Consider the following 25883-nt stretch of genomic DNA (forward strand, 5'->3'; position numbering starts at 1 on the left):
GGCCCTGTTGGCTGCGTCTGAGGCAGCACGGGCGTTCCCCCACCTGCGGCGGCGCACGGGCGTGCCGTCGACCGTGCCGCCGGAGGGCAGTCCCATGCGCTACTCATCGCCGCTTCCCCGCACCGGCCCCACCGTGGCAGCCGCCCTCGCGCTGCCCCTGGCCCTGGCCGCCGGTCCCGCCGCCGCGGGCCCCGGGATCTCCGTGAGCACCACCGGCTCCACGGTGTCGGTCACCACCACCGCCTGCGCCCAGCTCAACGGGAGCTGGGGCACCGCCTCGCTGCTCACCAGCAGTCAGGGCAGCTTCGCCGAGGGCCGCCAGGTCGCGCTGTCGGGCACCGCCGAGGGCCAGACGGCCGCGTGGTCGGACATCTCCCCCGGCACCTACACCGTCGTGGTCATGTGCTCCAACAACAGCACCGCCGGCACCCAGACCGTCATCGTCTCCGCGGCCCCGTCCCCCTCCCCGTCCCCGTCCCCCAGCCGGACGGCCGCCCCCTCGCCCACCGCGTCGCCGCGCGGGGTCCTCGGCGGAGTGGGCGGCACCGTGAAGGACTACGGCACGGTGACCCTGGTCGCGGGCGGCGCGCTGGTCGGCAGCGGGATCATCGCCGCGGCCTGGTTCCTGCGGCGGCGCTCGAAGCCGTACCGGTTCTGAGCGGGACGGCGTGCCGGGAGCGGCTCACCCGGGACCGCCGGGACCCCCGGGACCGCCTGGGCGGACGGAACCGCCGGAGGCGCCCGTGCGCCCGGGGCTCCGGGGCTCCCCGGGGGAGGCGGCCGGGTCCGGGACGCCGGGGGACGGGGCCGGGCCGGTGGCGGCGGACAGGGCCGCGAACTCGGCCAGCGCGTGCCGCAGCCACCCGGTCCAGAAGGTCTCCAGATCGATCCCGGCGCGCAGCACCAGATGCCGCAGCCGGTCCTCGGCGCTGTCCCGGCCGGGCGGGAAGTCGCGCTCCTCGATCTCCTCGTATTCGGCCAACTGCCGCTCGTGCAGGCCGAGATGGCGGCGCAGGTCCTCCTCGATCCCGGCGGTGCCGACGACGGCGGCGGCCCTGAGCCGCAGCAGCATCACGTCCCGCTGGGGCTTCGGATCCTGGGCGGCGGCGGTCCAGCGGGCCAGTTCGGCGCGGCCCGCGGGGAGCACCTCGTAGCACTTGCGCTGTCCGCGCGCGGGGCGCGGGGCGGGCAGGGTCCGGATCAGCCCGTCGGCCTCCATCCGCCCCAGCTCGCGGTAGATCTGCTGGTGCGTGGCCGACCAGAAGTACCCGATCGACCGGTCGAACCGGCGGGTCAGCTCCAGCCCCGACGACGGCCTTTCGACCAGGGCGGTGAGGATCGCGTGCGGGAGTGACATGGGCTCATCCTGGCACGCGGTCCCGGGGGGCTCCCCGCCCGGAGCGGAGCGGCCGGAAGCGGAGGTCCTGGGGCCGGGACCGCTACAGCGCCGCCGCCAGTTCGGTGCCCTGCCTGATGGCGCGCTTGGCGTCCAGCTCGGCGGCCTCGTGGGCGCCGCCGATGAGGTGGGCCGGGCGCCCGGCGGCGACCAGGTCGTCGTAGACCCCGCGGCGCGGTTCCTGGCCGGTGCACAGGACGACGGTGTCGACCTCCAGGACGGTGCTCGCGCCGTCGACGGTGAGGTGGAGCCCGGCGTCGTCGATGCGGTCGTAGCGCACGCCCGGGACCATGGTGACGCCGCGCCCGCGCAGTTCGGTGCGGTGGATCCAGCCCGTGGTCCGCCCCAGCCCGGCGCCGACCTTGCCGACGGTGCGCTGGAGCAGGTGGACGGTGCGCGGGGAGGCGGGCCGCACCGGTTCGGCGAGTCCGCCGGGCGCGCGGTGGGCGGGGTCGACGCCCCAGACACGGAGGAAGGCCGCCGGGTCCCGGTGGGCCCGGCCCCCGTCGTCGGTGAGGTACTCGGCGACGTCGAAGCCGATGCCCCCGGCGCCGAGGACGGCCACCCGCTCGCCCACGGGGGCGGCGTCGCGCAGGACGTCCAGGTAGCCGACGACGCTGGGGTGGCCGACGCCGGGGATGTCGGGGACGCGGGGGGTGACGCCGGTGGCGACGACCACCTCGTCCCAGTCGTCGAGGCCGGCCGCGGTGACCTCGGTGCCGAGGCGCACGTCGACGCCGAGCACGGTGAGCCGGTGGCGGAAGTAGCGCAGCGTCTCGTCGAACTCCTGCTTGCCCGGGACCCTGCGGGCGGCGTTGAGCTGGCCGCCGATCTCGTCCGCGGCGTCGAACAGGGTGACCTCGTGGCCGCGTTCGGCGGCGCTCACCGCGCAGGCCAGCCCGGCGGGCCCGGCGCCGACGACGGCGATCCTGCGGCGGGTCGCGGCCGGGGACAGGACCAGTTCGGTCTCGTGGCAGGCGCGCGGGTTGACCAGGCAGGAGGTGGGCAGCCCGCTGAAGGTGTGGTCCAGGCACGCCTGGTTGCAGCCGATGCAGGTGTTGATGGCCTCGGAGCGTCCGGCGGCGGCCTTGGCGACGAAGTCGGGGTCGGCCAGCATCGGGCGGGCCATGGACACCATGTCGGCGGTGCCGTCGGCGAGCAGTGCCTCGGCGAGCTCGGGGGTGTTGATCCGGTTGGTGGTGATGAGCGGGACGCCCACCTCGCCCATCAGGCGCTTGGTCACCCAGGCATAGGCGCCGCGCGGCACGGAGGTGGCGATGGTGGGGATGCGCGCCTCGTGCCAGCCGATGCCGGTGTTGATGAGGGTCGCCCCGGCGGCCTCGACCTCCCGGGCGAGGGCGGTCACCTCGTCGAGGGTGGAGCCGCCGGGGACCAGATCCAGCATGGACAGGCGGTAGACGACGATGAAGTCCTCGCCGACGGCCGCGCGCACCCTGCGGACGATCTCGGCCGGGAAGCGCCTGCGGTTCTCGGGCGAGCCGCCCCAGCGGTCGGTGCGGTGGTTGGTGCGGGCGGCGGTGAACTCGTTGATGAGATAGCCCTCGGAGCCCATGATCTCGACGCCGTCGTATCCGGCCTCGCGGGCGAGGCGGGCGGTGCGGGCGTAGTCGTCGACGGTGCGCTCGACCTCGGCGCCGGTCAGCTCGCGCGGCACATGGGGGCTGATCGGCGCCCGGAGGGGGCTGGGCGCGACCAGATCGGGATGGTGGGCGTACCGGCCGAAGTGCAGGATCTGGAGGGCTATCCGGCCGCCCTCGCGGTGCACGGCGCCGGTGACGACGCGGTGCCGGGCCGCCTCCTCGGCGGTGGTGAGCCGGGCACCGCCGGGGTAGGGGCGGCCCTCGTCGTTGGGCGCGATGCCACCGGTGACGATGAGGCCGGCTCCCCCGCGGGCCCGCGCGGCGTAGAAGGCGGCCAGCCGCTCCAAGCCGCCCTCCGCCTCCTCCAGCCCGACGTGCATGGAGCCCATCAGGACCCGGTTGGGCAGCGTGGTGAAGCCCAGGTCCAGGGGGCTCAGCAGGTGGGGATAGCGGCTCATCGGGGCCTCCGTGCGCGATGTCGTGCCTCAGTTCTAGAGGACGCCGGGGCTTTTGTGCAACTAGTTGCATAGAGTGGCGTCGGCCACACGGAGGGCCTGGTGGCACGGTGTCCTCGGCCTCGCCGAGCACCGGGTGACGGGGCGCGGCCGACCGCGCGGGAGCCGGGCCGTGGAGTGCCCTCGGCCCCCACGGACCGGATCGGGCCGTGGGCCTCACCGGCCCCGCCGACGACCCGGCCGTGGGACGTCGTCACGGGCCGCGCTGGGGCAGGGTCGCGCGCGGCGGCCGGCGCGGAGGACCTGGCCGCGAGGGAGACCGGCCCACGCGGAGGACCGGCTCACGCGGAGGACCGGGCCGCGGCGCCGTCGGCGCGCACGGGACCCGGGCCGGGGCCCGCACGGAGGGCCCCGGGCAGCGCGACGTCGCTCAGCGGCTCTCCAGCCGTACGTGCAGCTCGCGCTCCTGGTCCCCCGAGGCCGTGCTCAGGTCGCGCACGGTGAACAGGGAGTCCAGGGTGACGCGCAGCCGCTCGACGGCCCAGTAGCCGCCCTGCGCGTCGGCCTCCACGGAGGCCCCCAGCGGGGCCGGGCCGCCCTCCCCGGCCCGTCCGGCGGCGACGTCGAAGGTGCCGAGCCAGACGGTCGGGCGGACGGCGTCGTACCGGCGGGTCTCGTCGCCGGTGTGCCGGTCGGACGGGAAGCGGGCGCACAGGGCGTCGAAGACGGCCCGCGCGTCCTCCTCGGTGCATCCGCTCAGCTCCACCGAGACGGACTCCGGGTGCGGTCGCTCGGCATCCATGGTGATCGCTCCTCTCCTGGGCCGGTCACGGCACCGCCGCGCCGGCCGCGCGGCACGCGCCGCCGGGGCGCGTCCCGGTCCCGGCGGGCGGGCACTGCCTCTCCCTCCAGGGAAGCACTCCCCCGGACGGAGCACTACCGGCACCCTTCCGCCGGGGCACCGCCCCCTCGCCGGACCCGCTCTCCCGGCGCCGCGCCCCCTTCCGTGGGCGGTGGCCGCCGTACGGGGTGATGCTGGACGGTGGGGCGGGAACCGCGGGTGGCCGCGTGCGAGCGCGGCGGGCGGCGGCGACCGGCGGCGCCGGGCCGCCGCGTGGAACGGCCAGGGCGGAGCGTGGGATGACTGCAGCCGGGGACACCGGGGACGGGGGCGGTGTGCCGCCGTTCGGTCCGGTGCCGGACGGCGGGCTGCCGGGCGTGCTCGGCGGGGCCCCGCTGGTGCTGGACTCCGGGGGGCGGATCGTGTTCTGGGGCCCCGGGGCCGAGGAGCTGTTCGGCCGCTCCGCCCGGGAGGCGCTGGGGCGGGCGGCCGTCCCTCTGCTGGCCCCCGAGGGGGGCACGGAGGCGGTCGCGGAACTGTTCGCGGAGACCCTGCGGACGGGCCGGAGCCGTACGGGCTCCTTCCCGGTCCGCCACGGGGACGGCGGGACGCGGCCGGTGGAGTTCCGGGTCACCCGGCTGCTGGACGAGCGGGGTGCGGCGTACGCGCTGGCACTGGCGGCCGACCGGAGCGCCCTGCGCCGCCTGGAGCGCGAGGTGGCGCTGTCGGCACAGGTGATCAGGCAGGCCCCGAACGGGCTGGCGGTGCTCGACACCTCCCTGCGGTACGTCTCGGTCAACCCGGCGCTGGAGCGGATCAACGGGCTGCCGGCCGCGGAGCACCTGGGGCGCACGGTGCGCGAGGTGCTTCCGGGGCTGGAGACCGTGGACCTCCTGGAGGCGGCGGCCCGCCGGGTGCTGGCGGTGGGGCGGCCGGTCGTCGACCAGGCGGTGCGGGGGCGCACCCCGGCGGGCCCGGACGAGGAGCACGTCTGGTCGCTGTCCCTGTACCGGCTGGAGGCCCCGGACGGGACGGTGCTGGGCGTCGTGATCTCCGTCGAGGACATCACCGAGCGGCACCGCGCCGAGGCCGAGGCGGAGGCCGCGCGGCGGCGGCTGGCGGCGGTCGCGGAGGCGTCCTCGCGGATCGGCACCACCCTGGACCTGGAGCGCACGGCGCACGAGCTGGCGTCGGTGGCGGTGCCGGGACTGGCCGACATCGCGGCGGTGGACCTGCTGGAGCCGGTGACACGGGGGCGGCGTTCCGCGCTCCGGCCCGCCGATCCGGCGGTGATCCGGGCGCTGGCCGTCGCCGCCGAGGACGCCGGGGACGCCCTGCGGGCGGCCGACCCGCCGGGCGAGGTGGCCCGCTACGGTCCGGACCGCCTGGTCACCGAGTGCGTGCGGGCCGGGCGCCCGGTGCTCGTGTCCCGGGTGACGGACGCGGACCTGCCCCGGATCGCCCGCTCCCCCGAGGCCGCCGGGCTGCTGGGCCGGGCGGGCGTGCACTCGTACCTGGCGGTGCCGCTGATCGCACGGGGCGAGGTGCTGGGGGCGCTGGACCTGAAGCGGATCGGCAACCCGCTGCCCTTCGGGGAGGACGACCTGCTGCTCGCCCGGGAGCTGGCCTCCCGCGCGGCCCTCCAGATCGACAACGCCCGCTGGTACCAGAACGCCCGCGAGGCCGCCCTCACCCTCCAGCGGAGCCTGCTGCCGGCCCATCCCCCGGTGACCGGCGGACTGGAGGTGGCCTCCCGGTACCGCCCGGCCGAGGCGACGAACGAGGTCGGCGGCGACTGGTTCGACGTGATCCCGCTGGACGGCGGGCGGACGGCGCTGGTGGTGGGCGATGTGATGGGCAGCGGCATCGCGGCCGCGGCCTCGATGGGGCGGCTGCGGACCGCCACCGACACCCTGGCCGTGCTCGGCCTCGATCCGGCGCTGCTCCTGGAGCACCTGGACCGGACGGCGGCGGGCCTCGACCAGGCCATCGCCACCTGTGTCTACGCCGTGCACGATCCGCACACCCGGACCTGCCGGATCGCCAGCGCCGGGCATCCGCCACCGGTGCGGCTGCGCGCCGGGCGGGAGCCGGAGCTGCTGGACCTGCCGACCGGGGTGCCGCTGGGCGTGGGCGGGGTCGCCTTCTCCGCCGTCACCGTCGACCTGGAGCCCGGCGACCGGCTGGTGCTCTACACCGACGGCCTGGTGGAGACCCGGCGGCACTCGCTGGACGAGCGGCTGGGGACGCTGCTGAGTCTGCTCGGCGGCCCCGACCGGCCGCTGGAGGAGCTGTGCGACCTGCTGCTGGACGCCCTGCGCGAGTCGCACACCGCCGACGACGTCGCCCTGCTGATCGCCCGTGCGACGCCCCCGTCCGTCGGCGGACCCCCGGCCGCCCCCGGACACCGATGACGACGTGGGCACCGCGGTCCGGGTCGGTGCCGAGCCGGACGGCCGGACGGCCACGCACGGGTGACGGCGGCGAGAACCGTCGGCATCCGGTGCTCGCCGGTCCCGACGAGGAGGCGCCCGCCGTGGGCGTGCCGGCGCGGGGCCCCGGCGGCGACCCGGCGCGGCACGTCGAAGCCGTCCGCGCCGCCGTCGAACGCGGTCAGCGGCTCGTGGTCGCGGGCCCCGGCGGGCAGCGGGGCGACCCCGGTGGCAGGCAGCGGGGCGACCCCGGCGGTGGGCACGTGGGGGACGCCGGCCGCGAGGACGTCGATCCGGCCGCGCGGTGGCGCACCCCGCGCACGGCCGGGTTTCCCGGGCGCGGTGCGGGGCACTTCTCCGGCGCGACCGCGAGGAGGCCGAGATGCGAACCGGGGTGTGCGTCCGGCGGCGCCACCGCAATCCGCTGCTGCGCCGTTCGGACATCGTCGAGACGTGGACGGCGCTGGTCGTCGCCGTCCTGCTGGTCGTGGGGGCACCGCTGCTGGGCACCGTGGCGGCGGTGCGCTCCGACGGGCACGCGCGCGCCGTCGCGGCGGAGCAGCGGGCCGAGCGGCACCGGGTCGGCGCGCTCGTGACCGGGCGGGCCTCCGAGGCTCCCGCGTCGTCGGAGGACGGCGGACGGCAGTCCTTCCGCGCCACGGTCCGCTGGACGGCGCGGAACGGCACGACGCGCGACGCGACGGCCCGGGTCCCGGCGGACACGCGCGCCGGTGACACCGTCGGCATCTGGGTGGACTCGCGGGACCGGAGGGTGCCGCCACCGGCCGGTGACACCGAGATCCTGGAACACACCGTCACCGTCGGCGCGTTCACCACGCTGGGCACGGCGCTCGTGGTGGTCGCCGGACACCGGGCGGTGCGCGGGGCGGCGATGCGGCGGCGGCTGGCCGAGTGGGACCGCGCGTGGGCCCGCACCGAGCCCCGCTGGACCCACCGCCGCACCTGACGGACGGCGGGCGGCACGCCCGAACGGGACACGGGGTCGGCAGACGGCAGACGGCAGACGGCAGACGGCAGACGGCAGACGGCAGGACGCTTCCGCTCCGGCGGATTCAGGACACCTCGGGCCCGCCGGGGAACCCGCGGTCCCACCCCTCCGGATTCACGGCGTCCCTCCGACCCGGGGCCGGACGGCGGATTCACCGAGGTGACGGGCCGGACGGCCCTGGCCTCCCCTTCGGCCGCTCCCGTACCGTGTGCTCACCCGTTCGACCGGGCCCGCGGCCCCCGCCGGGCCCGCGGGGGCGGTCCCCACCGGTTCCCGGCGACAAAGGCGGTCTCGATGGCCCTGTTCGACCTTCCGCTGGACGAGTTGCGCGCCTGGCGCAGCACCTCCACCGAGCCCGAGGACTTCGACGCGTTCTGGGACGGCACCCTGCGGGAAGCGCGGCAGCACGACCTCGACGCCCGGTTCGAGCCGGTCGACACCGGGCTGTCCACGGTGCGGGTGTACGACGTGACGTTCGCCGGGTTCGGCGGCCATCCGGTCCGGGGCTGGCTGCTCCTGCCGGCCTCGGCGCGGGAACCGCTGCCGCTGGTCGTGGAGTTCGTCGGCTACGGGGGCGGGCGGGGCCTGCCGCACGAGCACCTGCTGTGGGCGTCCACGGGCCGGGCCCACTTCGTGATGGACACCCGCGGCCAGGGCAGCGCCTGGGGCGGCGGGGGCGGCACCCCGGACCCGCAGGGCGGCGGACCGGCGTACCCGGGGTTCATGACCCGCGGCATCGACGCCCCGGAGAACTACTACTACCGCCGGGTGTTCACCGACGCGGTGCGCGCCGTCGAGGCGGCCCGCGCCCACCCGCTGACCGACGCGTCCCGCACGGTCGCCCTCGGCAACAGCCAGGGCGGCGGCATCACGCTCGCGGTCGGCGCGCTGGTGCCGGATCTGGTGGCGGTGGCGCCGGACGTGCCGTTCCTGTGCGACTTCCCCCGCGCGACCACCCTCACCGACCGGCACCCCTACCGCGAGATCGGCCTGTACCTGAGGACGCACCGGAGCCGCGCGGCGGACGCCCTGCGCACCCTGTCGTACTTCGACGGGGTGCACTTCGCGGCGCGCGGCCGGGTGCCGGCCCTGTTCTCGACGGGGCTGGAGGACGAGACCTGTCCGCCGTCGACCGTGTTCGCGGCGTTCAACGCGTGGGCGCACCGGGACAAGGCGATCGAGGTGTACGAGTTCAACGACCACGAGGGCGGGGGCCCGTACCAGGAGACCGTCCGGATGCGGTGGCTGGACGGCCGCGCCTGAGGCCGCGCGGTCCAGGGCCGCGGGAGCCCGGCCCGGCGGCCCCGGCCGGTCCGGCCCGTCCGCGGCGCGGCGGGTGGACGGCGCGGTGGACGGCGGACCGGAAGCGGTGGCCGGGGTTCACCCGGAACGCCGCCGTCCGCGGGCAGGGGCACCCCCGGCACGGGGCGCCAGTACGGTTTCGGCCAGATCACCGGGGCACCCTTCCCTAGTGGTTTAGACCAATGGTAATTCTGGTGGCGCATCGAGCCCGCGCGGCTACCGTACGTGACCAACAGGAGGGCGCGGCATGGCCCGCTCCACTTCGCAGGACGCTCGCTCCACCCCGCACGACCGCTCCGACACCGGGGCGGAACCCCTGTACTGGCGGATCGCCGTGCGGCTGCTCGGCGAACTGCACGACGGTACCGTCCCGCCGGGCGGCCGGCTGCCGGGTGAGCGGAGACTGGCCGAAACCTTCGGGGTCAGCCGGGAGACCGTCCGGCAGGCGCTGGAGGTGCTGCGCCGGGACGGACTCGTCGCCACCGACCGGCGGGGCAGCCATGTCACCCTCCCCGGGCCGCCCGCCCAGAGCCCGTCGTCCCTCGCCTTCCCGGTGGGTGCCCGCGGGGCGCAGTCCGCCGCGGTCGACCGGGCCACGGTCGTCTGGGAGGCACCGCCGCCGGAGCACGCGCGGGCCCTCGGACTGGCCCCGGACCGGCCCACCCTGGTGCACCGGTACACCTCCACCTCCGCCGACGGCAGCGGACGGCGGACGGCTCTGACATCGTTCTCCCCGGTGGCGCTCGCCGAGGTCGCCGAGCTGGCCCGCTACCGCGACCGCGCCGACGGGGCCGCCGCGGCCCAACTGCGCAGGGCCTACGACTGGATGCGGCGGGCGGGCCTGACGCTGCACCACCGGGACGTCATCACCCCGCTCGCGGACACCCCGGCGGTCCGGGTCCTGCGCCGGGTGCACGACCAGTACGCCCGCCCCCTGGAGGTCACCGACCTGCTGGTGGACACCCACCGGGAAGCGCTGGTCTACGAGTTCACCCTGCCGGCCGCGGGCTGACCCGGCCGCCGGAGAGCCTGCGGGCCACCACCAGCCGGACGCGCGGGCTGCCGTCCGGCCGGTGTCCGAAGGAGGGCAGGTCACGCAGGCCGACCCGGAACCCGGCACGCGCCAACTCCCTTCCGGCGAGGCCGAGTCGGAAGGTCCGGTAGTACATCACGAACGGCGGGCGCCACACCGCGTTGCGGACCCGCATCGCGGCGTCGAAGCCCAGCAGGGACCAGTACGCCCGCGAGCCCGGCCGGGGAGGGGCGACGACGGGGAAGGCGAAGCAGCCACCGGGCCGCAGCGCGGCGCGCACCCCGGCGAACAGGCCCGGCAGTTCCCTCGGCAGGAAGTGGCCGAACGCGCCGAAGGTCACCACGAGGTCGAAGGCCGAGCGGAACGGCAGGGCGCGGGCGTCCGCGCGCACCCAGGACACCTCCGGCCCTCCGGGCACGATCCGCCCCCGCGCCACGGCGAGCATCCCGGCGCTGAAGTCGGTGCCCGTCACCCGGTCCCGGCAGACCCGGGCGAGGACGTCCACGCCCGCGCCCGTGCCGCAGCACAGGTCGAGGCCGCTGCCGAACGGCCCCATCGGCTCCAGGGCCGAGGCGACGGCGTCGAGCAGCGGGCCCGGGGTGCGGTAGGGGGTGCGGTCGAACTTGGGGGCGAGCAGGTCGTAGCCGTGCTCGACCGACGACAGTGCCTGGACGGCGAGTTCGCGCAGGGTGGGACCTTCGGGGCTGAACACTCCGTCAGCCTAAGGGCTGTCCCGCAATCCTCGGTGAATCAGCGCGCGGCGTCAGATGCGGTGCATCGCAAGGCGGAGGGCCGTCCTCATACTGGGCGCATTCGGGCGATCCGGCAACGCGGCGAGGCGCCGCAGCTGTCGTCGTGCGCACGCCGGGGATTACGGGTCAGCCCTTAGGGGGCGCCGGAGCGCGGGACCGGACGCCGTGTCAGGTGCCCGGTTCCGGTCGGCCACGGGGTGTCCCGTACGGGACACGTCTTCCGGGCACAGCGACGGGCGCACGCGGGCGTCATACGGGGCGTCACACGGGCGTCTTGACGGGGTGACACCGCCGGGGCCGCGGCGCCGGTGACGGACCGGCGCGCGGCGGACGCGTGAGGGACGCAGGGCGCGGGCGACGCGGGGGCCGCGCGGCGGGTGTGCGACAGCGCGGCGGGTGTGCGACAGCGCGCCGGGGCGCGTCCGCCCGGAGGAGGGTGCGGGGCGGGCCGGCGCGGTCGGACCGGGAAGGGGGGCGGGGTGGGCGAGGTCCGGGACGGGTCCCGGGGTGTCAACGGGAGCGGTGGCCGGGCTCCGGAGACGGACGCCGGGGCGCGGATGTGGAGGTCAGGGCCGGGAATCCGGTGCCCCCTTGCCACCGAATCGCTCCACGATGTAGGGTGCGGCCAGCATCTGTGGACGCCCGCAATGGGCGCCGATGTCGTCTCTGCTTCGGTTCCGCGCCCCGCCCGCCTCCCGGGCTCGGCGCATCCGCTGTCTTCGTACCACCACCTCGTGAGCCGGCCCTTCGCCAGGCCCGGGGTGCTGTTCCCGCCGCCCGGGCGTGCCCACGGCCCCTCGGCGCGGACTTCCCCCTTCCCTTCCTGCCGTGTGCCCGCGGCGCTCGCGCCCCGCGTCCCGAAAGGACCGCGCATGACCACCACCCTCGAACCCCCCGCCCCGCACTCCTCCCCCGCCGGCACCGTCTCCGGCGTGCTCGACCTCGACGCGCGCGGCACCGGCCGGCTGCGCTCGGCGGCCCTGCTGCCCGAACCATCCGATCCCGTCCTCTCCCCCGCCCTGGTCCGCCGCCACGGGCTGCGCCGGGGCGATCTGGTCGAGGGCGTCCCCGGCGACCGGGGCACCGTCACCGAGGTGGTCCGGGTCAACGGCGCCGATCCCCGGCACCTCCCCGGACGGCGCCACTTCGCCGACCTGACCCCGGTCCACCCGTACGAGCGGCTGCGGCTGGAGCATCCGGCGGCGGGGCCGACCGGACGGGTCACCGATCTGATCGCCCCGGTCGGCAAGGGCCAGCGCGGGCTGATCGTGGCCCCGCCCAGGACCGGCAAGACGGTCCTGCTGACCCGGATCGCCGCCGCGGTCGCCGGAAACCACCCCGAGTGCCGGCTGATGGTGCTGCTCCTCGACGAACGCCCGGAGGAGGTGACCGACATGCGCCGCTCGGTCCGGGGCGAGGTGTACGCCTCGACCTTCGACCGGGGCGCGCGGCACCACATCGAACTGGCCGAGCTGGTGATCGAGCGGGCGAAGCGGCTCGTCGAGGACGGGGAGGACGTGGTGGTGCTGCTCGACTCCCTGACCCGCCTGTGCCGGGCCCACAACAACGCCGCGCCCGCGGGCGGCCGGGTGCTCAGCGGCGGTGTCGACGCCGCGGCGCTGTCCGCGCCCAAGCGGCTGTTCGGGGCGGCCCGGAAGACCGAGGAGGGCGGGTCGCTGACCATCCTGGCCACCGCGCTGGTGGAGACCGGCTCCCGCGCCGACCAGTTCTTCTTCGAGGAGCTGAAGGGAACCGGCAACATGGAACTGCGCCTCGACCGCGAGCTGGCCTCCCGCCGGGTCTTCCCCGCCCTGGACGTGGCGGCCTCGGGCACCCGCCGCGAGGAACTGCTGCTGTCCGCCGCCGAGTCGGCCACCGTGCCCGGGCTGCGCCGGGTGCTGGGGTCCCGCGACCCTCGGGCCGCGCTGGAGACCCTGCTGGACCGGATGCGCCGGACACCCGACAACGCCGCCCTGCTGCGCCGCCTCCGGCCGACGCTGCCCGCCGCCTGACGACGGCCGCGACACGGCCGCCGGGCGGGTGAGCGGACGACGGCGAGCGGCGGGGGCGGGAGGCGAAAGACGGGTGGGCGGCGGGCCGGTTCCCGTACGGCATCCGGGTGATCGCGGGCGCGGCCCGGCCGGGTCGGCGGGGCGCCCCCCGGGTCCGTTCCTACGTTTGCGGTATGACTATCAGATTCTTGTGCCGGGCCGCCCGTTCCTCCTGCGTCCTGTGCGTGGCGGGACTGCTCACGCTCACCCCCGCCGCGGTCTCCGCACGCCCCACCCGCCCCGACCCCGGCACGCCCGGCGGCCCCGGAGCGGCGGCGGCCCGGCCGGGTCTGCTGTTCCGCTCCGGCACCCAGGTGCACCCACGCGCCGGGGTGCCCAAGGTCCCCGAGGTCTCGGCCCTTGCCTGGGTGGTGGCCGACGCGGACACCGGGGCGGTGCTCGCCGGGCACGAGGCGCACCGTCCGCTGCCGCCCGCCAGCACCCTGAAGACCCTGTTCGCGCTGACCGTGCTGCCGGACCTGCCCGGCGGCACCCTGCACCGGGTCAGCCCCGAGGAGCTCGCGGACATCGGTCCCGGCAGCAGTCTGGTCGGCGTCGTCGAGGGGCAGACGTACCGGGTCTCCGACCTGTGGAACGGCGTCTTCCTGAACTCCGGCAACGACGCGGTGCACGTGCTGGCCTCGCTCGGCGGGGGCTGGAACGCCACGACCCGGCGGATGCAGGCCCGGGCCCGCGCCCTGGGCGCCCTCGACACCCAGGTGCGCTCTCCCGACGGCTACGACGCGCCCGGGCAGGTGTCGTCGGCGTTCGACCTCGCCGTGTTCGGCCGGGCCGGGCTGCGCGACCCGGACTTCGCGCGCTACTGCTCCACCGTCGACGCCATGTTCCCCGGGCTCGACGGCGCCACGTACGGCATCCTCAACACCAACCGCCTGCTCACCGGAGCGGACGGGGTGGAGCGCTACCCCGGGCTGATCGGCGTCAAGAACGGTTACACCAGCGACGCCGGGAACACCCTCGTCACCGCGGCCCGCCAGGACGGCCGCACCCTGGTGGTGACCGTGATGAACCCCCAGGAGGGCGGCGCGCACGCCGTGTACGAGGAGGCGCGCGCCCTGCTCGACTGGGGGTTCGCGGCGGACGGGCGGGTCGTGCCGGTGGGCTCCCTGGACGCCGGGCTGCCCCGGGGCACCCGTCCGGGCGCGGGCTCCTCGCCGGTGCCCGCGGCGGCCCCGCCCGCACCCGCCGGCAACGGTGGCGGCCCGGGGGCCGGGCTGGTAGCGGGGGGCGTCGCAGGGCTCGGGGCGTGCGCGGCGGCCCTGGCCCTGCGCCTCAGGTCACGGCGGGCACGGCAGGCGCGGCACGCACGACCGTGACACCGCCCCGCACGGCACGGGCCCACCGGGACGGGATCTCCCGGCCCCGGTGCCGACGCCGCCCCGGGCGCCGCGACAGGTCCTCCCGGCCGCCGTGCCGGGTGCCGTCGGCGTCCGGGCCCGCCGGCGGCGGCCTCCCCGACCGCTCGGCCCCGGCGGTGGCGGGACCTGCCGCGACGGGCCGCCACCCGGGCCGCCCCCCGGTCGGGGGGTGGGGACAGCAGCACCCCGGGCCCGGGGGGCACCGCCATTCCCCGGGCGCGGCCCCGTTCGGATACTCGACCGCATGGCCCGAACCACCCTTTTCCCCCCGTCCGACCCGGCATCCGAACAGGCGGCGGACCTGCCCACCCACCCGGCGCTCCGGCCCGGCCGGGGCAGCGACTTCGCCGAACTCGCGCGGCGCGTCACCGAGGCGGGGCTGCTGCGCCGCCGACCGCTCTACTACACGGTGCGCTTCGGTCTCGTCGCCCTCGCCCTGGCCTCCTGCGTCGCGGCCTTCCTGGTCCTCGGGGACCGCTGGGAGCAGCTGGCCGTCGCGGCCGTCCTGGCCGTCGTCTTCGGCCAGTTGGGGCTGGCCGCGCACGACCTCGCCCACCGGCAGGTTTTCTCGCGGCGGCGGCCCAGTGAGATCGGCGGCCTGTTCACGGCCGACCTGCTGCTGGGCATGAGCTACGGCTGGTGGATGAACAAGCACACCCGCCACCACGCGCACCCCAACCACGAGGGCAGGGACCCCGACGTCTCCCCCGACATCCTGGTCTGGTCGCGGGGGCAGGCGGAGCGGGCGCGGGGCCTTCCGCGCTTCGTCGGGAGGCACCAGGCCGCCCTCTTCCTCCCGCTGCTGACGCTGGAGGGGCTCAACCTGAGCTTCAACAGCTTCAGGGCGCTGGGCGGTCCTGCCGTCAAGCGCCCGGTCCTGGAGGGGACCCTCCTCGTCGCCCACTTCGCGCTCTACTTCGGCGGGCTGTTCGCCGTCCTGTCCCCCGGCCGGGCGCTCGCCTTCGCCGCCGTCCACCAGGGGCTGTTCGGGATCTACCTGGGCTCGGTCTTCGCGCCCAACCACAAGGGCATGCCGATGATCGAGGAGGGCACCCGGCTGGACTTCCTGCGCCGCCAGGTCCTCACCTCGCGCAACGTGCGCGGCGGGGTGTTCGTCGACGCGCTGATGGGCGGGCTCAACCACCAGATCGAGCACCATCTCTTCCCCAGCATGCCGACGCCCGCCCTGCGGGACGCCCAGGTCCTCACCGAGCGGTACTGCGCCGAGCTGGGCCTGCCCTACCACCGCACCGGTCTCCTCGCCTCGCACCGGGAGGGGCTGCGCCACCTGCGTGCCGTGGGCGAGCCACTGCGGGCGGCCCGGGCCCGCTGAGCCGTCAGCCCTGGAGCACCCCCGCGCCGAGCAGGCCGAACAGCAGTACGCCGACGACGATCCGGTAGACCACGAAGGCGTCGAAGGTGTGCCGGGCGACGAACCTCAGCAGCCAGGCGATGGAGGCGTAGGCCACCCCGAAGGAGACCAGGGTGCCCACCGCCAGCGGGGCGGCGGCGGTGCCGGTGCCCAGGGCGTCCTTCAGCTCGTAGATCCCGGCGCCGGTCAGGGCGGGGATGCCGAGGAAGAAGGAGAGCCGGGTGGCGGCCACCCGGTCCAGGTCGAGCAGCAGGGCCGTGGACATGGTGGCGCCGGAGCGGGAGAAGCCCGGGAAGAGCAGGGCGATGATCTGGGAGCCGCCGACCAGCAGGGCGTCCCGCAGCGAGGTGTCGTCCTCGCCCCGCTTGTGCCGGCCCCTGCGGTCCGCCACCCACATGACCGCGCTGCCCGCGATCAGCGAGCCGGCCACCACCCACAGTGAGGCCAGCGGCCCGTGGATCAGCGGCTTGGCGGCCAGCCCCACCGCGACGACGGGCAGCGTCGCGAGCACCACCCACCAGGCGAACCGGTAGTCGTGGTGGTAGCGCTGCTCGCGGTCGGCCAGTCCGCGCAGCCAGGCGGAGGCGATCCGGGCGATGTCGCCGGAGAAGTAGACGAGCACGGCGGCGATGGCGCCGACCTGGATGACGGCCGAGAACCCCACGACCGCGGGATCGTCGACGGGGATCCCCATCAGCCCCTCCACGATCTTCAGATGGCCGGTGGAGGAGATGGGCAGGAACTCGGTCACCCCCTCGACGGCTCCGAGGACGACGGCCTGACCGATGCTGATGGCACTCATGGAGGTCCTGTTCTCCTCGCGGCGGGACGGGCTGCGGAGGGACGGGACCGGCCCCCCTCCCGCTCCCCTGCGCGCCAGTCCTACTACAGGCCGTCCGGCGCGCGGCGGCGACGCCCGAGGGCGCCGTCCGGCATCACCCCCGCGCGCCGGGGAGGGTCCCTCCGGGGCCCGGGAGACGGCCGGTGCGACGGGTTGTGTCCTTCCCCTAAACGAATGATCGTTCGGGTGTTACCGTGCACGCATGGCAGTCGGAACGGCCGGTGCGCGGCTGCAGGAACGCTGGCGCGAGATCCTCGCGCTGCACGCCCGCACGGTGTGCGAGATCGACCGGGTGCTGCATCCCCACGGCCTGGGCGCCAGCGACTTCGAGGTGCTGGAGGTGCTCGCGGCCGAGCGGTCCGGGGAGGGCGCCCCGTACCGGGTGCAGAGCCTGGTGGACCGGCTCCACCTCAGCCAGAGCGCGTTGTCCCGGCTGATCGCGCGGCTGGAGCGGGACGGGCTGGTGGAGCGGTCCATGTGCGCCGAGGACCGGCGCGGCGTCCGGGTCGCCCTGACCCCCCGGGGCAGCGCCCTGTACGCCGAGGTGTGCCCGCTGCAGCGGGCCGCCCTCTCCCGCGGCCTGGGCGGGGAGGCTCCGGCGGCGGCGCCCGCCGCCCCGGCCCGGACGGCGCCGGGACCCGCGCGCCCGGCCTGACCCGCGGGCACGGGGCGGGCCTGCGCTACGGGCGGGCCAGCAGCGTGCGGACCCCGTCCGAGGTGAGCGTGAGCCGGTGCTCCGACCCGGCGTCTATCGACAGCGACAGGTCCTCGGCGGGCCACTGCGCGGCGAGGACGCCGAGCGGCACCAGGCGGTAGCGGGAGACGTACGGGAGCAGTCCCGCCATCTCGCGTTCCGAGGTGAACACCGGGACCACCGGCCGGCCGCCCCGCTGCTCCAGCACCGGCAGGGCCAGCATGCCGGGGTCGGTGGCGTCCCGTTCGTCGGCGTCGTCGGGCACCGGGACGAGGACGTCGCTGCCGGCGAGGGTGTCGAGCGCCACCGTGTCCTCGGTGTCACCGGCGAGGGCGTCCAGCGCGCGCTGCGCGGGGGTGGGCAGGGGCGTGTTGTTCGCGGGTGTCTCCATGGGCGCATCCCTGGTAGCGGCGCCGCCCGCCCGGGTCGCCGGCGGGCGCGGTCCAGGTCCGCGTACCCGGTCGGCCGTGGCACAACCCCGGTCCGCGCGCCCCCTGAGGCCGGTCCGACGATTCCCGTCCGCCGCACGACGCCGAGCCCGGACTCCCGCCGCACCGGCCCCGGATCCGAGTACGTCCGTACGAAGGCCCGGGGCCGACGCGCCGGGAGCACGCGCCTGACGCCGCCCGGCCGCCCTGCGGGCGACGACGGCAATCGACGGACGGGCCCTCGCACCACCGGCCGCGGAGGCGGTCCGGCCGGTGGCGGACCCCTCGGCCCAGGGCGCGCCGCCCCGCGCCGTCGGCACTCCGGAGCGGGCCCCGGGGCGCGTTCGGCGCACTCATCTGATCAAGATGGGGCCCACATGAGGGGCCGCCCGAGGGGGAGGGTTAGCATATGAGCGCCGCCTAGCTCGAAAGATAAGAGACGTGACTGTCAACGACGACTCGTTCACCAACTGGATGCACCGCGAGGAGATCGCGGAGTCGATGATCCCGATCATCGGGAAGCTGCAGCGCGAGCGGGACGTCACCGTCCTGCTGCACAGCCGCTCCCTGGTGAACAAGTCGGTGGTCAGCATCCTCAAGACGCACCGGTTCGCACGCCAGATCGCGGGCGCCGAACTGTCGGTCACCGAGACGATGCCGTTCCTCCAGGCACTCGCCACTCTCGACCTCGGCCCCTCCCAGATCGACATCGGCATGCTCGCCGCCACCTACAAGGAGGACGACCGCGGCCTCTCGGTCGCCGACTTCACAGCCGAGGCCGTCGAAGGCGCCACGGGCGCCCGCAAGACCGACCGCCGCGAGCCCCGCGACGTGGTCCTCTACGGCTTCGGCCGGATCGGCCGCCTCATCGCCCGCCTGCTCATCGAGAAGGCGGGCTCCGGCAACGGACTGCGGCTGCGCGCCATCGTGGTGCGCGGCGGCGGCGACCAGGACCTCGTCAAGCGGGCCTCGCTGCTGCGCCGCGACTCGGTGCACGGCCAGTTCCAGGGCACCATCACCGTCGACGAGGAGAGCAGCACGATCCTCGCCAACGGCAACGCCATCCGGGTCATCCACGCCGACGACCCCTCGCAGGTCGACTACACGGCGTACGGCATCGACAACGCCATCCTCATCGACAACACCGGCAAGTGGCGCGACCGCGAGGGGCTCTCCAAGCACCTGCGCCCCGGCATCGACAAGGTCGTCCTGACCGCGCCGGGCAAGGGCGACGTCGCCAACATCGTCCATGGCGTCAACCACCACACCATCAAGCCGGACGAGCGCATCCTGTCCTGCGCCTCCTGCACCACCAACGCGATCGTGCCGCCGCTGAAGGCGATGGCCGAGGAGTACGGGGTGCTGCGCGGTCACGTGGAGACCGTGCACTCCTTCACCAACGACCAGAATCTGCTGGACAACTACCACAAGTCCGACCGCCGCGGCCGCAGCGCGCCGCTGAACATGGTCATCACCGAGACCGGCGCCGCCTCGGCCGTCGCCAAGGCGCTCCCGGAGCTCGACGCCAAGATCACCGGCAGTTCGATCCGGGTGCCGGTGCCGGACGTGTCCATCGCGATCCTCAACCTCCAGCTCGCCCGCGAGACCACCCGCGAGGACGTCCTCGACCACCTGCGCGAGGTGTCGCTGACGTCGCCGCTCAAGCGCCAGATCGACTTCATCACCGCCCCCGACGCCGTCTCCAGCGACTTCATCGGCTCCCGGCACGCCTCGATCGTCGACGCGGGCGCGCTCCGGGTCGAGGGCGACAACGCGATCCTCTACCTCTGGTACGACAACGAGTTCGGCTACTCCTGCCAGGTCGTCCGCGTCGTCCAGCACGTCTCCGGGGTGGAGTACCCGACCTACCCGGCGCCGGCGGTCTGACCCCGGCACCGCTCACGGCGGGGGGGCGGAGGGGACGAACCGGGTCCCCGCCGCCCCCCGCTCGCGTGGCAGGGTGAACGGAGCACACGCACGGCACGACGGGAGGGTGGCCATGAACGCACTGGTGCGCCGCTCGCCCCGGTTCGCGCTGCTGGTGCGCGTCGTGGCCGTGCTGAGCCTGGCCGTCCTGGCCGCCGCGGCCGTCATCCGCTCCACCGTCCTCGATCCCGGCTTCTACGGGCAGGTGCTGGAGGACGAGGGGGCCTACGGCCGGTTCTACGACGAGGTCCTGGTCGATCCGCGCGGCACGCCCGTCACCAGCGAGCTGCTCGACCGGCTGCCCGTCCCGCAGTCCACCGTCACTTCCAACCTCAAGGTCGTGATCCCGCCCGAGACGCTGCGCGCGATGGGCGACCGCCAGATCGCGGAGGTGATCCACTACCTGCGCGGCGAGCGCGCCGCCCTGCGGATCACCGTCGACCTCGAACCCGTCGTGGCCAATGTGGAGCGCCTCAGCGAGGCCTACTTCGGGGACGCCGTCGCCGCCCTCCAGCAGCGGTCCGAGCCCGATTTCCAGGCGTTCGTGCAGCGCCTGTCCGAGATGACGGCGCGCCTGGTGGCCGGTGAGGCACCGCTGGAGGCGCTGCCCCGGCTGCCGCTGTCGCCCGGCCAGGCCGCCGCCGCCACCGAGGCGCTGATGCGGCTGGTGCCGCCGGGGTCCCGCGCCGAGGCCCGGGTCACCGTGGGCGCCGCGCTGGACCGGGGCGACGTGACGGGGGCGCTGGCCGCGGTCGCGCCGCTCGCCCTGTCGGAGAAGGTCCGGGAGGCCGCGGGCGAGCTGCTCGATGACGCCCGCCGGGGCACCTGGGTGATCACCGTCGACGTGGACCCCGGGCAGGAGGTGCTGGCCCCGGTGAACCGCGCGCGGGCCGTCACCCGGCTCTTCCAGGACGTGGTGGAACCGGTGGCGGCCGTGCTCTGCGCCGGGGCGCTGTTCCTGCTCTGGCGGTCCACCCCCGCTCCGGCGGCCCGCCGCCTGATGTCCCTGGGCTGGGTGCCGGCCGCCGCCGCGGCCCTGACCGCGGCCGGGGTGTTCCTGCTCCGCCTGGTGCTGGGCGACGCGCTCCTGGTGCCGCCGCCCTCCTGGCCGCCGTCCGCGGCCCGGCTGCTGGCCGACGTCCAGGCCACCGCGCTGGACCGGCTGCTGTCCACCGCCACCGTCGTCGCCGTGATCCTGCTCGCCGCCGGGGCCCTGCTGATCGCCGTCTCCTGGGTCTGGCAGACCAGGCCCTCGGTGCCGCGCCTCACCGACCCCCGCCAGGGCCCGCTGCTCACCCTCACCGTGACGGCCTGCGCCCTGCTCGGAACGATGCTGGCGCCGGTGGCGATGACCGGTTCCTCCCCGCGCATCTGCCAGGGCAGCACCGAGCTGTGCGACGCCCGCTACGACGAGATCGCGCAGCTCGCGGCGCACAACGCCATGGCCACCACCGCCGACCGGTTCATCGGGCCGCTCCAGGACCCGGACATCGTCGGCCAGCTCAACGCCGGGGTGCGGGCCCTGCTGCTGGACACCCACCGCTGGGAGCGGCCCGAGGAGGTCGCGGAGCGGCTGAACGCCTCCGAGTTCACCCCCGAGCTGCGGCGGCAGCTCATCCAGGTGCTCCAGCGGGTCAACCCGCCGCACCCGGGGCTGTGGCTGTGCCACGCCGTCTGCGGCGCCGGCGCCCTGGAACTGACGCCCTCGCTGCGGCAGATCGGGGACTGGCTGCGGGACAACCCGACCGAGATCGTCACCCTGATCCTCCAGGACGGCACGGACGCCGAGGCCACCCAGCGGGCCTTCGAGGAGGCGGGGCTGTCGGACCTGATCCACACCCCGGACCCCGATCCGGACCGCCCCTGGCCCCGGCTCAAGGACATGATCGACAGCGGCCGGCGGCTGGTCGTCTTCACCGAGAAGGCCGACGGCCCGGCGCCCTGGTACCGCAACTTCTACCGGTACGGCATGGAGACGCCGTTCGCCTTCCGCAGCCCCGACGAGATGACCTGCCTGCCCCACCGGGGCGGCACCGGCCGGCGGCTGTTCCTGCTCAACCACTTCGTCACGGCGGGCGGCGGACGGCGGCTGGACGCGGGCACGGTCAACTCCCGCCAGCGCGTCCTGGAACGGGTCCGCGGCTGCGAACAGCAGCGCGGCGCGCCGGTGAACTTCGTCGCCGTGGACTACGCGACGGTCGGCGACGCGCTCGGCGCCGTCCACGACATCAACGCCGAGCGGCTGCTGGGCCGGGAGGCGGCGGGGCGGCACCCGGCGCCCATCGCCCAGGACGGCCGGGCCGCGCCGCCGGGACCCGGGACGGAACGCCCCCTCCCCGGCCGTTCCGTGCCGCCGTCGCCGCCGGGGTCCCCGGCCTCCGTGCGGGACCGGGGCGACCGGACGTAGGTTGGACGGGACCCGTGCACGAGGCACCCGTGCCGCCCGCTGAGAGACGGACCACCATGAGCGACCACGCATCGACGCCCGGACCCGAAGCACTCAAGAACATCGACACCTCGGTGCCGCACTCGGCCCGGATCTGGAACTACTGGCTGGGCGGCAAGGACAACTACCCCGTCGACGAACAGGCCGGCGACGCCTACACCCGCGTCTTCCCCGGCATCGTCACCATCGCCCGCAGCAGCCGCGCCTTCCTGCACCGCAATCTGGCGTATCTGGTCGGCGAGGCGGGCATCCGCCAGTTCCTCGACATCGGGACCGGGCTGCCCACCGCCGACAACACCCACGAGGTGGCCCAGCGCCTCGCCCCCGAGGCGCGCATCGTCTACGTCGACAACGACCCCATGGTCCTCGCGCACGCCCGCGCGCTGCTGTACTCCACGCCGCAGGGCGCGACCGCCTACATCGACGCCGACGTGCTGGACCCGGACCGGGTGCTGGCGGGCGCCGCGCGGACACTCGACTTCTCGCGGCCCATCGGCCTCATCCTCAGCAACATCCTGGGCCACGTCCCGGACTACGAGCAGGCGCGGTCGGTCGTGGCCCGGCTGGTGGCGGGCCTGCCGCCGGGCAGCCATGTGTCCATCAACGACGGCTCGCGCGGCATCGACCCGGACTTCGAGCAGGCCCAGGACGCCTACAACGAGAGCGGCGCGGCCCCCTACGTGCTGCGCACCGTCGAGGAGATCACGGGGTTCTTCGACGGTCTGGAGCTGGTGGAGCCCGGGGTCGTCCCGGTCACCCTCTGGCGCCCCTTCACCACCACGCCCGCCCCGGAGCCGATCGGCGAGCACGGGGGCCTGGCCCGAAAGCCCTGACAGCCCTCCGGGGGGCCGGCGGGACCCGGGGCGAGGTCCGCGGCGGATGAGGGCCGAAGGGCCCCCACCGGTGCCCGAGTGGCCCCTGGCGCCGCGCCCGCGCGGGGAGGACGCTGCCAGCAGGTGGGCACCGGGGGGAGCGGGGCCCCGCGTGCGGGGGCGGGCGGGGCCCGGGGATCCGGCGGAGCGGCCGTGGCGGGTCCCGGTGCGCCGGCCACCGGCACCCCGCCGCCGGGCGCAACCGACACCCTGGAGGAATCGTGTACGGCAGTCCACGCCCCGTGAGCGATGTGATGACGCGGGCGGCCGTGGCCGTCGGCCGTGACACCCCGTTCAAGGACATCGTCGTCCTCATGCACCAGTGGAGGGTCAGCGCCCTTCCCGTGGTGGAGGGCGAGGGGGTGGTGATCGGCGTCGTCTCCGAGGCCGACCTGCTGCCCAAGGAGGAGTTCCGGGACGGCGACCCGGACCGGTTCACCCAGTTGCGCCGCCTGGCCGACCTGGCCAAGGCCGGGGCGCGGACGGCGGCCGAGCTGATGACCTCCCCCGCCGTCACCGTCGGCCCCGGCGCCACCCTCGCCCACGCGGCCCGGCTCATGGCGGGGCACGGGGTCAAGCGGCTGCCGGTGGTGGACGAGGCGGGCCTGCTCCGGGGCATCGTCAGCCGGGCCGACCTGCTCAAGGGCTTCCTGCGGGACGACGGCGAACTCGTCGAGGAGATCCGCCGGGACGTCGTCGCGCCGCTCTTCCCGGGGCCCGCCGAGCCCGTCCGGGTTGAGGTCTCCGACGGGGCCGTCACCCTGGCCGGGCGGGTGAGGGACACCTCGCTGGTGCCGGTCGCGGCCCGCCTGGCACGGGCCGTGGAGGGCGTCGTCGACGTGGACTGGCGGACCGGGGACGAGGAGGACCGGGCGGCGGGCGGGGCCGCCCCGACTGGCGGCGCGGCGCGGGTCCCGGCAGCGTGGACGGGAGCGGACCGCGACGTGTGAGCGAGGTGGCCATGCGACCCTCCGAGCCGGTACCACCGAGGGTGGTCGTGGGTGTGGACGGTTCCCCGTCCTCGTACACGGCGCTGCGCTGGGCGGACCGCTACGCGCGGACCGTCGGCGGCGTCGTGGAGGCGGTGCACGTCTGGGACACCCCGGCCACGGGCGGGTGGGGCGGTGCCCCCGCCATGGAGCCCGGCTTCGACCTGGAGCAGGCCCGGGAGCGCTTCGCGCAGTCGCTGAGCGCCGTCTTCCCCGACGGCCGTCCGGTCGGGATGCGCGAGCTGCTCGTGGAGGGCGACCCCTCGGAGGCCCTGATCCGCGCCTCGCAGGGCGCGGAGATCCTCGTCGTGGGCCGCCGGGGGCGCGGGGCGTTCGCGCGCGCGGTGCTGGGCTCGGTCAGCCAGCGCTGCGCCCAGCACGCGGCGTGCCCGGTGGTCGTGGTGCGCGGGGAGCCGGACACGAAGCGCTGATCCCGGCCTCGGGAGCGGACCGGACGTCTCCCTCCGCCGCGGCCGTGCGGACCGCGCGTCTCTCGGTGGGGCACCTCCTGCCCCGGTACGGGCCGCCGCCGGTCCCCCCGGGAGAGCCCGACGGCGCGAACACACCGGCCGGCCTCCGGACCTCCGGGCCTCCGGACCTCCGGGCCTCCGGGCCTCCGGACCGACCGTACGGGTGGGGCACGGGGCGCGCCGCCGGTTCCCGGGAGCGTCCGCGCGGCCCGCGCCCCGGGCGCTCCCGCCCGGCCGTGTGCCCCGGCCTCCCGATGCCTCCGGTCCCGTCGGCGGCACCAGCGGACGGGGCGGCGCTCAGGTGGCGACGATCTCGCGCCGGGGCTCCCCGAGCACCACCTTCAGCGCCCCCGTGCGCGCGGCGTTGGCGAACACGTCGTACGCCTCCTCCATGCGGTCGAGGGGGAAGGTGTGGGTGACCATCGGGCCGGTGGGCAGCCGGTCCGCGGCGGCCATGCGCAGCAGGGTGGGAGTGGTGCGGGTGTCGACCAGGCCGGTGGTGACCGTCAGGTTCCTGATCCAAAGGTCCTCCAGGTGCAGGGTGGCGGGCCCGCCGTGCACACCCATGTTGGCGACGTGCCCGCCGGGGCGCACCACGCGGGTGCACAGCTCGAAGGTCTCCGGCAGGCCGACCGCCTCGACGGCCGTGTCGGCGCCGAGCCCGCCGGTCAGGTCCGCGACGAGCTGGCCGGGGTCCTCGCGGGCGTCGGCCACCGCGTCGGCGCCGAAGTCCCTGGCGGCCTCCAGCCGGGCCTCGGCCACGTCGACGGCGATGACGCGTTCGGGCGAGAGGAGCCGGGCGGTGGCGATGGCGGCCAGCCCCACCGGCCCGGCGCCGACCACGACGACCGTGTCGCCGGGGCCCACCCGGCCGTTCAGCACGCCGACCTCGTAGGCGGTGGGGAAGATGTCGGCCAGCAGCACCGCGTCCCGGTCGGTGACGGTGCTGGGCAGGGGGTGGAGGGAGAGGTCGGCGAAGGGCACCCGGACGTATTCGGCCTGGGTGCCGTCGACGGTGTGGCCGAGGACCCAGCCCCCGCCGCCGAGGCACTGCCCGTAGGCGCCCTCACGGCAGTATCGGCAGCGCCCGCAGGGGCTGACGCAGGAGACCAGGACCCGGTCGCCGGGGCGCACGGTGCGCACGCCCCGGCCCACTTCGACGATCTCGCCGACCGCCTCGTGGCCGAGGACCCGGCCGGGCCGGACCGCGGGCACGTCGCCCTTGCGGATGTGCAGGTCGGTTCCGCAGATGGTGACGGTGTCGACGCGGACGATCGCGTCGCCGGGCCCGTCGAGGCCCGGGTCGGGGACCTCCTCCCAGGCGGACCGTCCGGGTGCGTGGAAGACATACGCCTTCATGCTGGACCCTCTCGCTGTGGGCCGGCGGCCTCCGGGTCCGCGGACGGCGGGGTGCGCGGGCGCGGGTCCGGCGGGGGCCGGCGGGGATCACCTCACCCGTCCAGCTTGTCGCACCCGGCGGGATTCGGCTCGGGAGGGACCCGCGCGCCCGCCCCGGGCCGGTCCGGGGGAGCGGACCGGCCCGGGGCGGGCGCGGGACGACCCCGGCCCGCGACGGGCGCGGGCGGAGCGGGGA

The 25883-nt window shown here is 75.9% G+C and carries 21 protein-coding genes and 1 pseudogene; 14 read left to right on the forward strand and 8 right to left on the reverse strand.

Going from position 1 to position 25883, the window contains the following annotated elements; genetic code table 11:
• The first annotated feature begins 94 nt into the window (after nucleotides 1–94).
• Nucleotides 95–658, forward strand: coding sequence for a hypothetical protein (locus GTY84_RS24130; RefSeq protein WP_161228482.1), 564 nt, complete (start codon nucleotides 95–97; stop codon nucleotides 656–658).
• A gap of 24 nt (nucleotides 659–682) precedes the next feature.
• Here GTY84_RS24130 and GTY84_RS24135 read toward each other — a convergent pair whose 3' ends face one another.
• The 3 genes from GTY84_RS24135 to GTY84_RS24145 form a co-directional block, all read right to left on the reverse strand.
• A complete protein-coding gene (locus GTY84_RS24135) occupies nucleotides 683–1357 on the reverse strand; it encodes a PadR family transcriptional regulator (protein ID WP_161228483.1) in 675 nt (224 codons plus the stop codon).
• 82 nt (nucleotides 1358–1439) lie between these two features.
• Complete coding sequence (locus GTY84_RS24140; RefSeq protein ID WP_161228484.1) at nucleotides 1440–3455, reverse strand: NADPH-dependent 2,4-dienoyl-CoA reductase; 2016 nt, start codon at nucleotides 3453–3455, stop codon at nucleotides 1440–1442.
• Nucleotides 3456–3882: 427 nt separating this feature from the next.
• The gene (locus GTY84_RS24145; RefSeq protein ID WP_161228485.1) at nucleotides 3883–4254 is read right to left on the reverse strand and encodes a hypothetical protein; all 372 of its coding nucleotides are present in this window, start codon (nucleotides 4252–4254) and stop codon (nucleotides 3883–3885) included.
• Between the two features lie 338 nt (nucleotides 4255–4592).
• Between GTY84_RS24145 and GTY84_RS24150 the strand changes: the two genes are divergently transcribed.
• The gene (locus tag GTY84_RS24150; protein ID WP_202551666.1) at nucleotides 4593–6707 is read left to right on the forward strand and encodes a SpoIIE family protein phosphatase; all 2115 of its coding nucleotides are present in this window, start codon (nucleotides 4593–4595) and stop codon (nucleotides 6705–6707) included.
• Between the two features lie 62 nt (nucleotides 6708–6769).
• Here GTY84_RS24150 and GTY84_RS34170 read toward each other — a convergent pair.
• Nucleotides 6770–7027, reverse strand: a pseudogene (locus GTY84_RS34170) (putative protein N(5)-glutamine methyltransferase); the annotation flags it as partial.
• Nucleotides 7028–7107: 80 nt separating this feature from the next.
• Here GTY84_RS34170 and GTY84_RS24155 point away from each other — a divergent pair.
• The 3 genes from GTY84_RS24155 (at nucleotide 7108) to GTY84_RS24165 (ending at nucleotide 10048) form a co-directional block, all read left to right on the forward strand.
• The gene (locus GTY84_RS24155) at nucleotides 7108–7692 is read left to right on the forward strand and encodes a hypothetical protein (protein WP_161228486.1); all 585 of its coding nucleotides are present in this window, start codon (nucleotides 7108–7110) and stop codon (nucleotides 7690–7692) included.
• A 336-nt stretch (nucleotides 7693–8028) separates the two neighbouring features.
• Entirely contained in the window at nucleotides 8029–8997 is a 969-nt protein-coding gene (locus GTY84_RS24160; protein WP_161228487.1) for an acetylxylan esterase, read from the forward strand.
• Nucleotides 8998–9283: 286 nt separating this feature from the next.
• Nucleotides 9284–10048 (forward strand): GntR family transcriptional regulator, encoded by a 765-nt coding sequence (locus tag GTY84_RS24165; RefSeq protein ID WP_161228488.1) that lies wholly within the window; start codon nucleotides 9284–9286, stop codon nucleotides 10046–10048.
• On the opposite strand, the gene GTY84_RS24170 is transcribed toward GTY84_RS24165, so the two are convergent.
• Entirely contained in the window at nucleotides 10026–10781 is a 756-nt protein-coding gene (locus GTY84_RS24170; protein WP_161228489.1) for a class I SAM-dependent methyltransferase, read from the reverse strand. The genes GTY84_RS24165 and GTY84_RS24170 overlap by 23 nt on opposite strands.
• 912 nt (nucleotides 10782–11693) lie before the next feature.
• Between GTY84_RS24170 and rho the strand changes: the two genes are divergently transcribed.
• The 3 genes from rho (at nucleotide 11694) to GTY84_RS24185 (ending at nucleotide 15584) form a co-directional block, all read left to right on the forward strand.
• Entirely contained in the window at nucleotides 11694–12833 is a 1140-nt protein-coding gene (gene rho / locus GTY84_RS24175) for a transcription termination factor Rho (protein ID WP_161228490.1), read from the forward strand.
• A gap of 173 nt (nucleotides 12834–13006) precedes the next feature.
• Nucleotides 13007–14209, forward strand: a complete 1203-nt coding sequence (locus GTY84_RS24180) for a serine hydrolase (RefSeq protein WP_161228491.1) — start codon at nucleotides 13007–13009, stop codon at nucleotides 14207–14209.
• A 286-nt stretch (nucleotides 14210–14495) separates the two neighbouring features.
• Nucleotides 14496–15584, forward strand: coding sequence for an acyl-CoA desaturase (locus GTY84_RS24185; RefSeq protein ID WP_161228492.1), 1089 nt, complete (start codon nucleotides 14496–14498; stop codon nucleotides 15582–15584).
• A gap of 4 nt (nucleotides 15585–15588) precedes the next feature.
• Here GTY84_RS24185 and GTY84_RS24190 read toward each other — a convergent pair whose 3' ends face one another.
• On the reverse strand, nucleotides 15589–16425 hold the full coding sequence (locus GTY84_RS24190; protein ID WP_161228493.1) for an undecaprenyl-diphosphate phosphatase: 837 nt from the start codon (nucleotides 16423–16425) through the stop codon (nucleotides 15589–15591).
• 241 nt (nucleotides 16426–16666) lie between these two features.
• On the opposite strand from GTY84_RS24190, the gene GTY84_RS24195 reads away from it, so the two are divergent.
• Nucleotides 16667–17119: a MarR family transcriptional regulator gene (locus GTY84_RS24195; protein WP_161228494.1), complete on the forward strand. Its 453-nt coding sequence runs from the start codon at nucleotides 16667–16669 to the stop codon at nucleotides 17117–17119.
• Nucleotides 17120–17144: 25 nt separating this feature from the next.
• On the opposite strand, the gene GTY84_RS24200 is transcribed toward GTY84_RS24195, so the two are convergent.
• Nucleotides 17145–17549, reverse strand: coding sequence for an SseB family protein (locus tag GTY84_RS24200; protein ID WP_161228495.1), 405 nt, complete (start codon nucleotides 17547–17549; stop codon nucleotides 17145–17147).
• Between the two features lie 478 nt (nucleotides 17550–18027).
• Here GTY84_RS24200 and GTY84_RS24205 point away from each other — a divergent pair, with 478 nt between their 5' ends.
• From GTY84_RS24205 to GTY84_RS24225, 5 genes are all read left to right on the forward strand, one after another.
• Nucleotides 18028–19473 carry a glyceraldehyde-3-phosphate dehydrogenase gene (locus tag GTY84_RS24205; RefSeq protein ID WP_161228496.1) on the forward strand — a complete coding sequence of 482 codons (1446 nt, stop codon included), beginning with the start codon at nucleotides 18028–18030 and terminating at the stop codon, nucleotides 19471–19473.
• Between the two features lie 112 nt (nucleotides 19474–19585).
• On the forward strand, nucleotides 19586–21919 hold the full coding sequence (locus tag GTY84_RS24210) for a hypothetical protein (protein ID WP_237532601.1): 2334 nt from the start codon (nucleotides 19586–19588) through the stop codon (nucleotides 21917–21919).
• Between the two features lie 56 nt (nucleotides 21920–21975).
• On the forward strand, nucleotides 21976–22791 hold the full coding sequence (locus tag GTY84_RS24215) for an SAM-dependent methyltransferase (protein WP_161228497.1): 816 nt from the start codon (nucleotides 21976–21978) through the stop codon (nucleotides 22789–22791).
• 260 nt (nucleotides 22792–23051) lie between these two features.
• The gene (locus GTY84_RS24220; protein WP_161228498.1) at nucleotides 23052–23780 is read left to right on the forward strand and encodes a CBS domain-containing protein; all 729 of its coding nucleotides are present in this window, start codon (nucleotides 23052–23054) and stop codon (nucleotides 23778–23780) included.
• A gap of 11 nt (nucleotides 23781–23791) precedes the next feature.
• Entirely contained in the window at nucleotides 23792–24250 is a 459-nt protein-coding gene (locus tag GTY84_RS24225) for a universal stress protein (RefSeq protein WP_161228499.1), read from the forward strand.
• Between the two features lie 336 nt (nucleotides 24251–24586).
• Here the strand turns inward: GTY84_RS24225 and GTY84_RS24230 are convergent, their stop codons facing one another.
• On the reverse strand, nucleotides 24587–25648 hold the full coding sequence (locus GTY84_RS24230; protein WP_161228500.1) for an alcohol dehydrogenase catalytic domain-containing protein: 1062 nt from the start codon (nucleotides 25646–25648) through the stop codon (nucleotides 24587–24589).
• Between the last annotated feature and the right edge of the window lie 235 nt (nucleotides 25649–25883).

It is taken from the genome of Streptomyces sp. SID8352, assembly GCF_009862265.1.
In the GTDB taxonomy this organism is placed as follows: Bacteria; Actinomycetota; Actinomycetes; order Streptomycetales; family Streptomycetaceae; genus Streptomyces.

Bases quoted from the DNA above. Each gene is read 5' to 3' on its own strand.
- GTY84_RS24130 (WP_161228482.1), top strand. From the start codon at position 95: ATGCGCTACTCATCGCCGCTTCCCCGCACCGGCCCCACCGTGGCAGCC.
- GTY84_RS24135 (WP_161228483.1), bottom strand. From the start codon at position 1,357: ATGTCACTCCCGCACGCGATCCTCACCGCCCTGGTCGAAAGGCCGTCG.
- GTY84_RS24140 (WP_161228484.1), bottom strand. From the start codon at position 3,455: ATGAGCCGCTATCCCCACCTGCTGAGCCCCCTGGACCTGGGCTTCACC.
- GTY84_RS24145 (WP_161228485.1), bottom strand. From the start codon at position 4,254: ATGGATGCCGAGCGACCGCACCCGGAGTCCGTCTCGGTGGAGCTGAGC.
- GTY84_RS24150 (WP_202551666.1), top strand. From the start codon at position 4,593: ATGACTGCAGCCGGGGACACCGGGGACGGGGGCGGTGTGCCGCCGTTC.
- GTY84_RS24155 (WP_161228486.1), top strand. From the start codon at position 7,108: ATGCGAACCGGGGTGTGCGTCCGGCGGCGCCACCGCAATCCGCTGCTG.
- GTY84_RS24160 (WP_161228487.1), top strand. From the start codon at position 8,029: ATGGCCCTGTTCGACCTTCCGCTGGACGAGTTGCGCGCCTGGCGCAGC.
- GTY84_RS24165 (WP_161228488.1), top strand. From the start codon at position 9,284: ATGGCCCGCTCCACTTCGCAGGACGCTCGCTCCACCCCGCACGACCGC.
- rho (WP_161228490.1), top strand. From the start codon at position 11,694: ATGACCACCACCCTCGAACCCCCCGCCCCGCACTCCTCCCCCGCCGGC.
- GTY84_RS24180 (WP_161228491.1), top strand. From the start codon at position 13,007: ATGACTATCAGATTCTTGTGCCGGGCCGCCCGTTCCTCCTGCGTCCTG.
- GTY84_RS24185 (WP_161228492.1), top strand. From the start codon at position 14,496: ATGGCCCGAACCACCCTTTTCCCCCCGTCCGACCCGGCATCCGAACAG.
- GTY84_RS24190 (WP_161228493.1), bottom strand. From the start codon at position 16,425: ATGAGTGCCATCAGCATCGGTCAGGCCGTCGTCCTCGGAGCCGTCGAG.
- GTY84_RS24195 (WP_161228494.1), top strand. From the start codon at position 16,667: ATGGCAGTCGGAACGGCCGGTGCGCGGCTGCAGGAACGCTGGCGCGAG.
- GTY84_RS24200 (WP_161228495.1), bottom strand. From the start codon at position 17,549: ATGGAGACACCCGCGAACAACACGCCCCTGCCCACCCCCGCGCAGCGC.
- GTY84_RS24210 (WP_237532601.1), top strand. From the start codon at position 19,586: ATGAACGCACTGGTGCGCCGCTCGCCCCGGTTCGCGCTGCTGGTGCGC.
- GTY84_RS24215 (WP_161228497.1), top strand. From the start codon at position 21,976: ATGAGCGACCACGCATCGACGCCCGGACCCGAAGCACTCAAGAACATC.
- GTY84_RS24225 (WP_161228499.1), top strand. From the start codon at position 23,792: ATGCGACCCTCCGAGCCGGTACCACCGAGGGTGGTCGTGGGTGTGGAC.
- GTY84_RS24230 (WP_161228500.1), bottom strand. From the start codon at position 25,648: ATGAAGGCGTATGTCTTCCACGCACCCGGACGGTCCGCCTGGGAGGAG.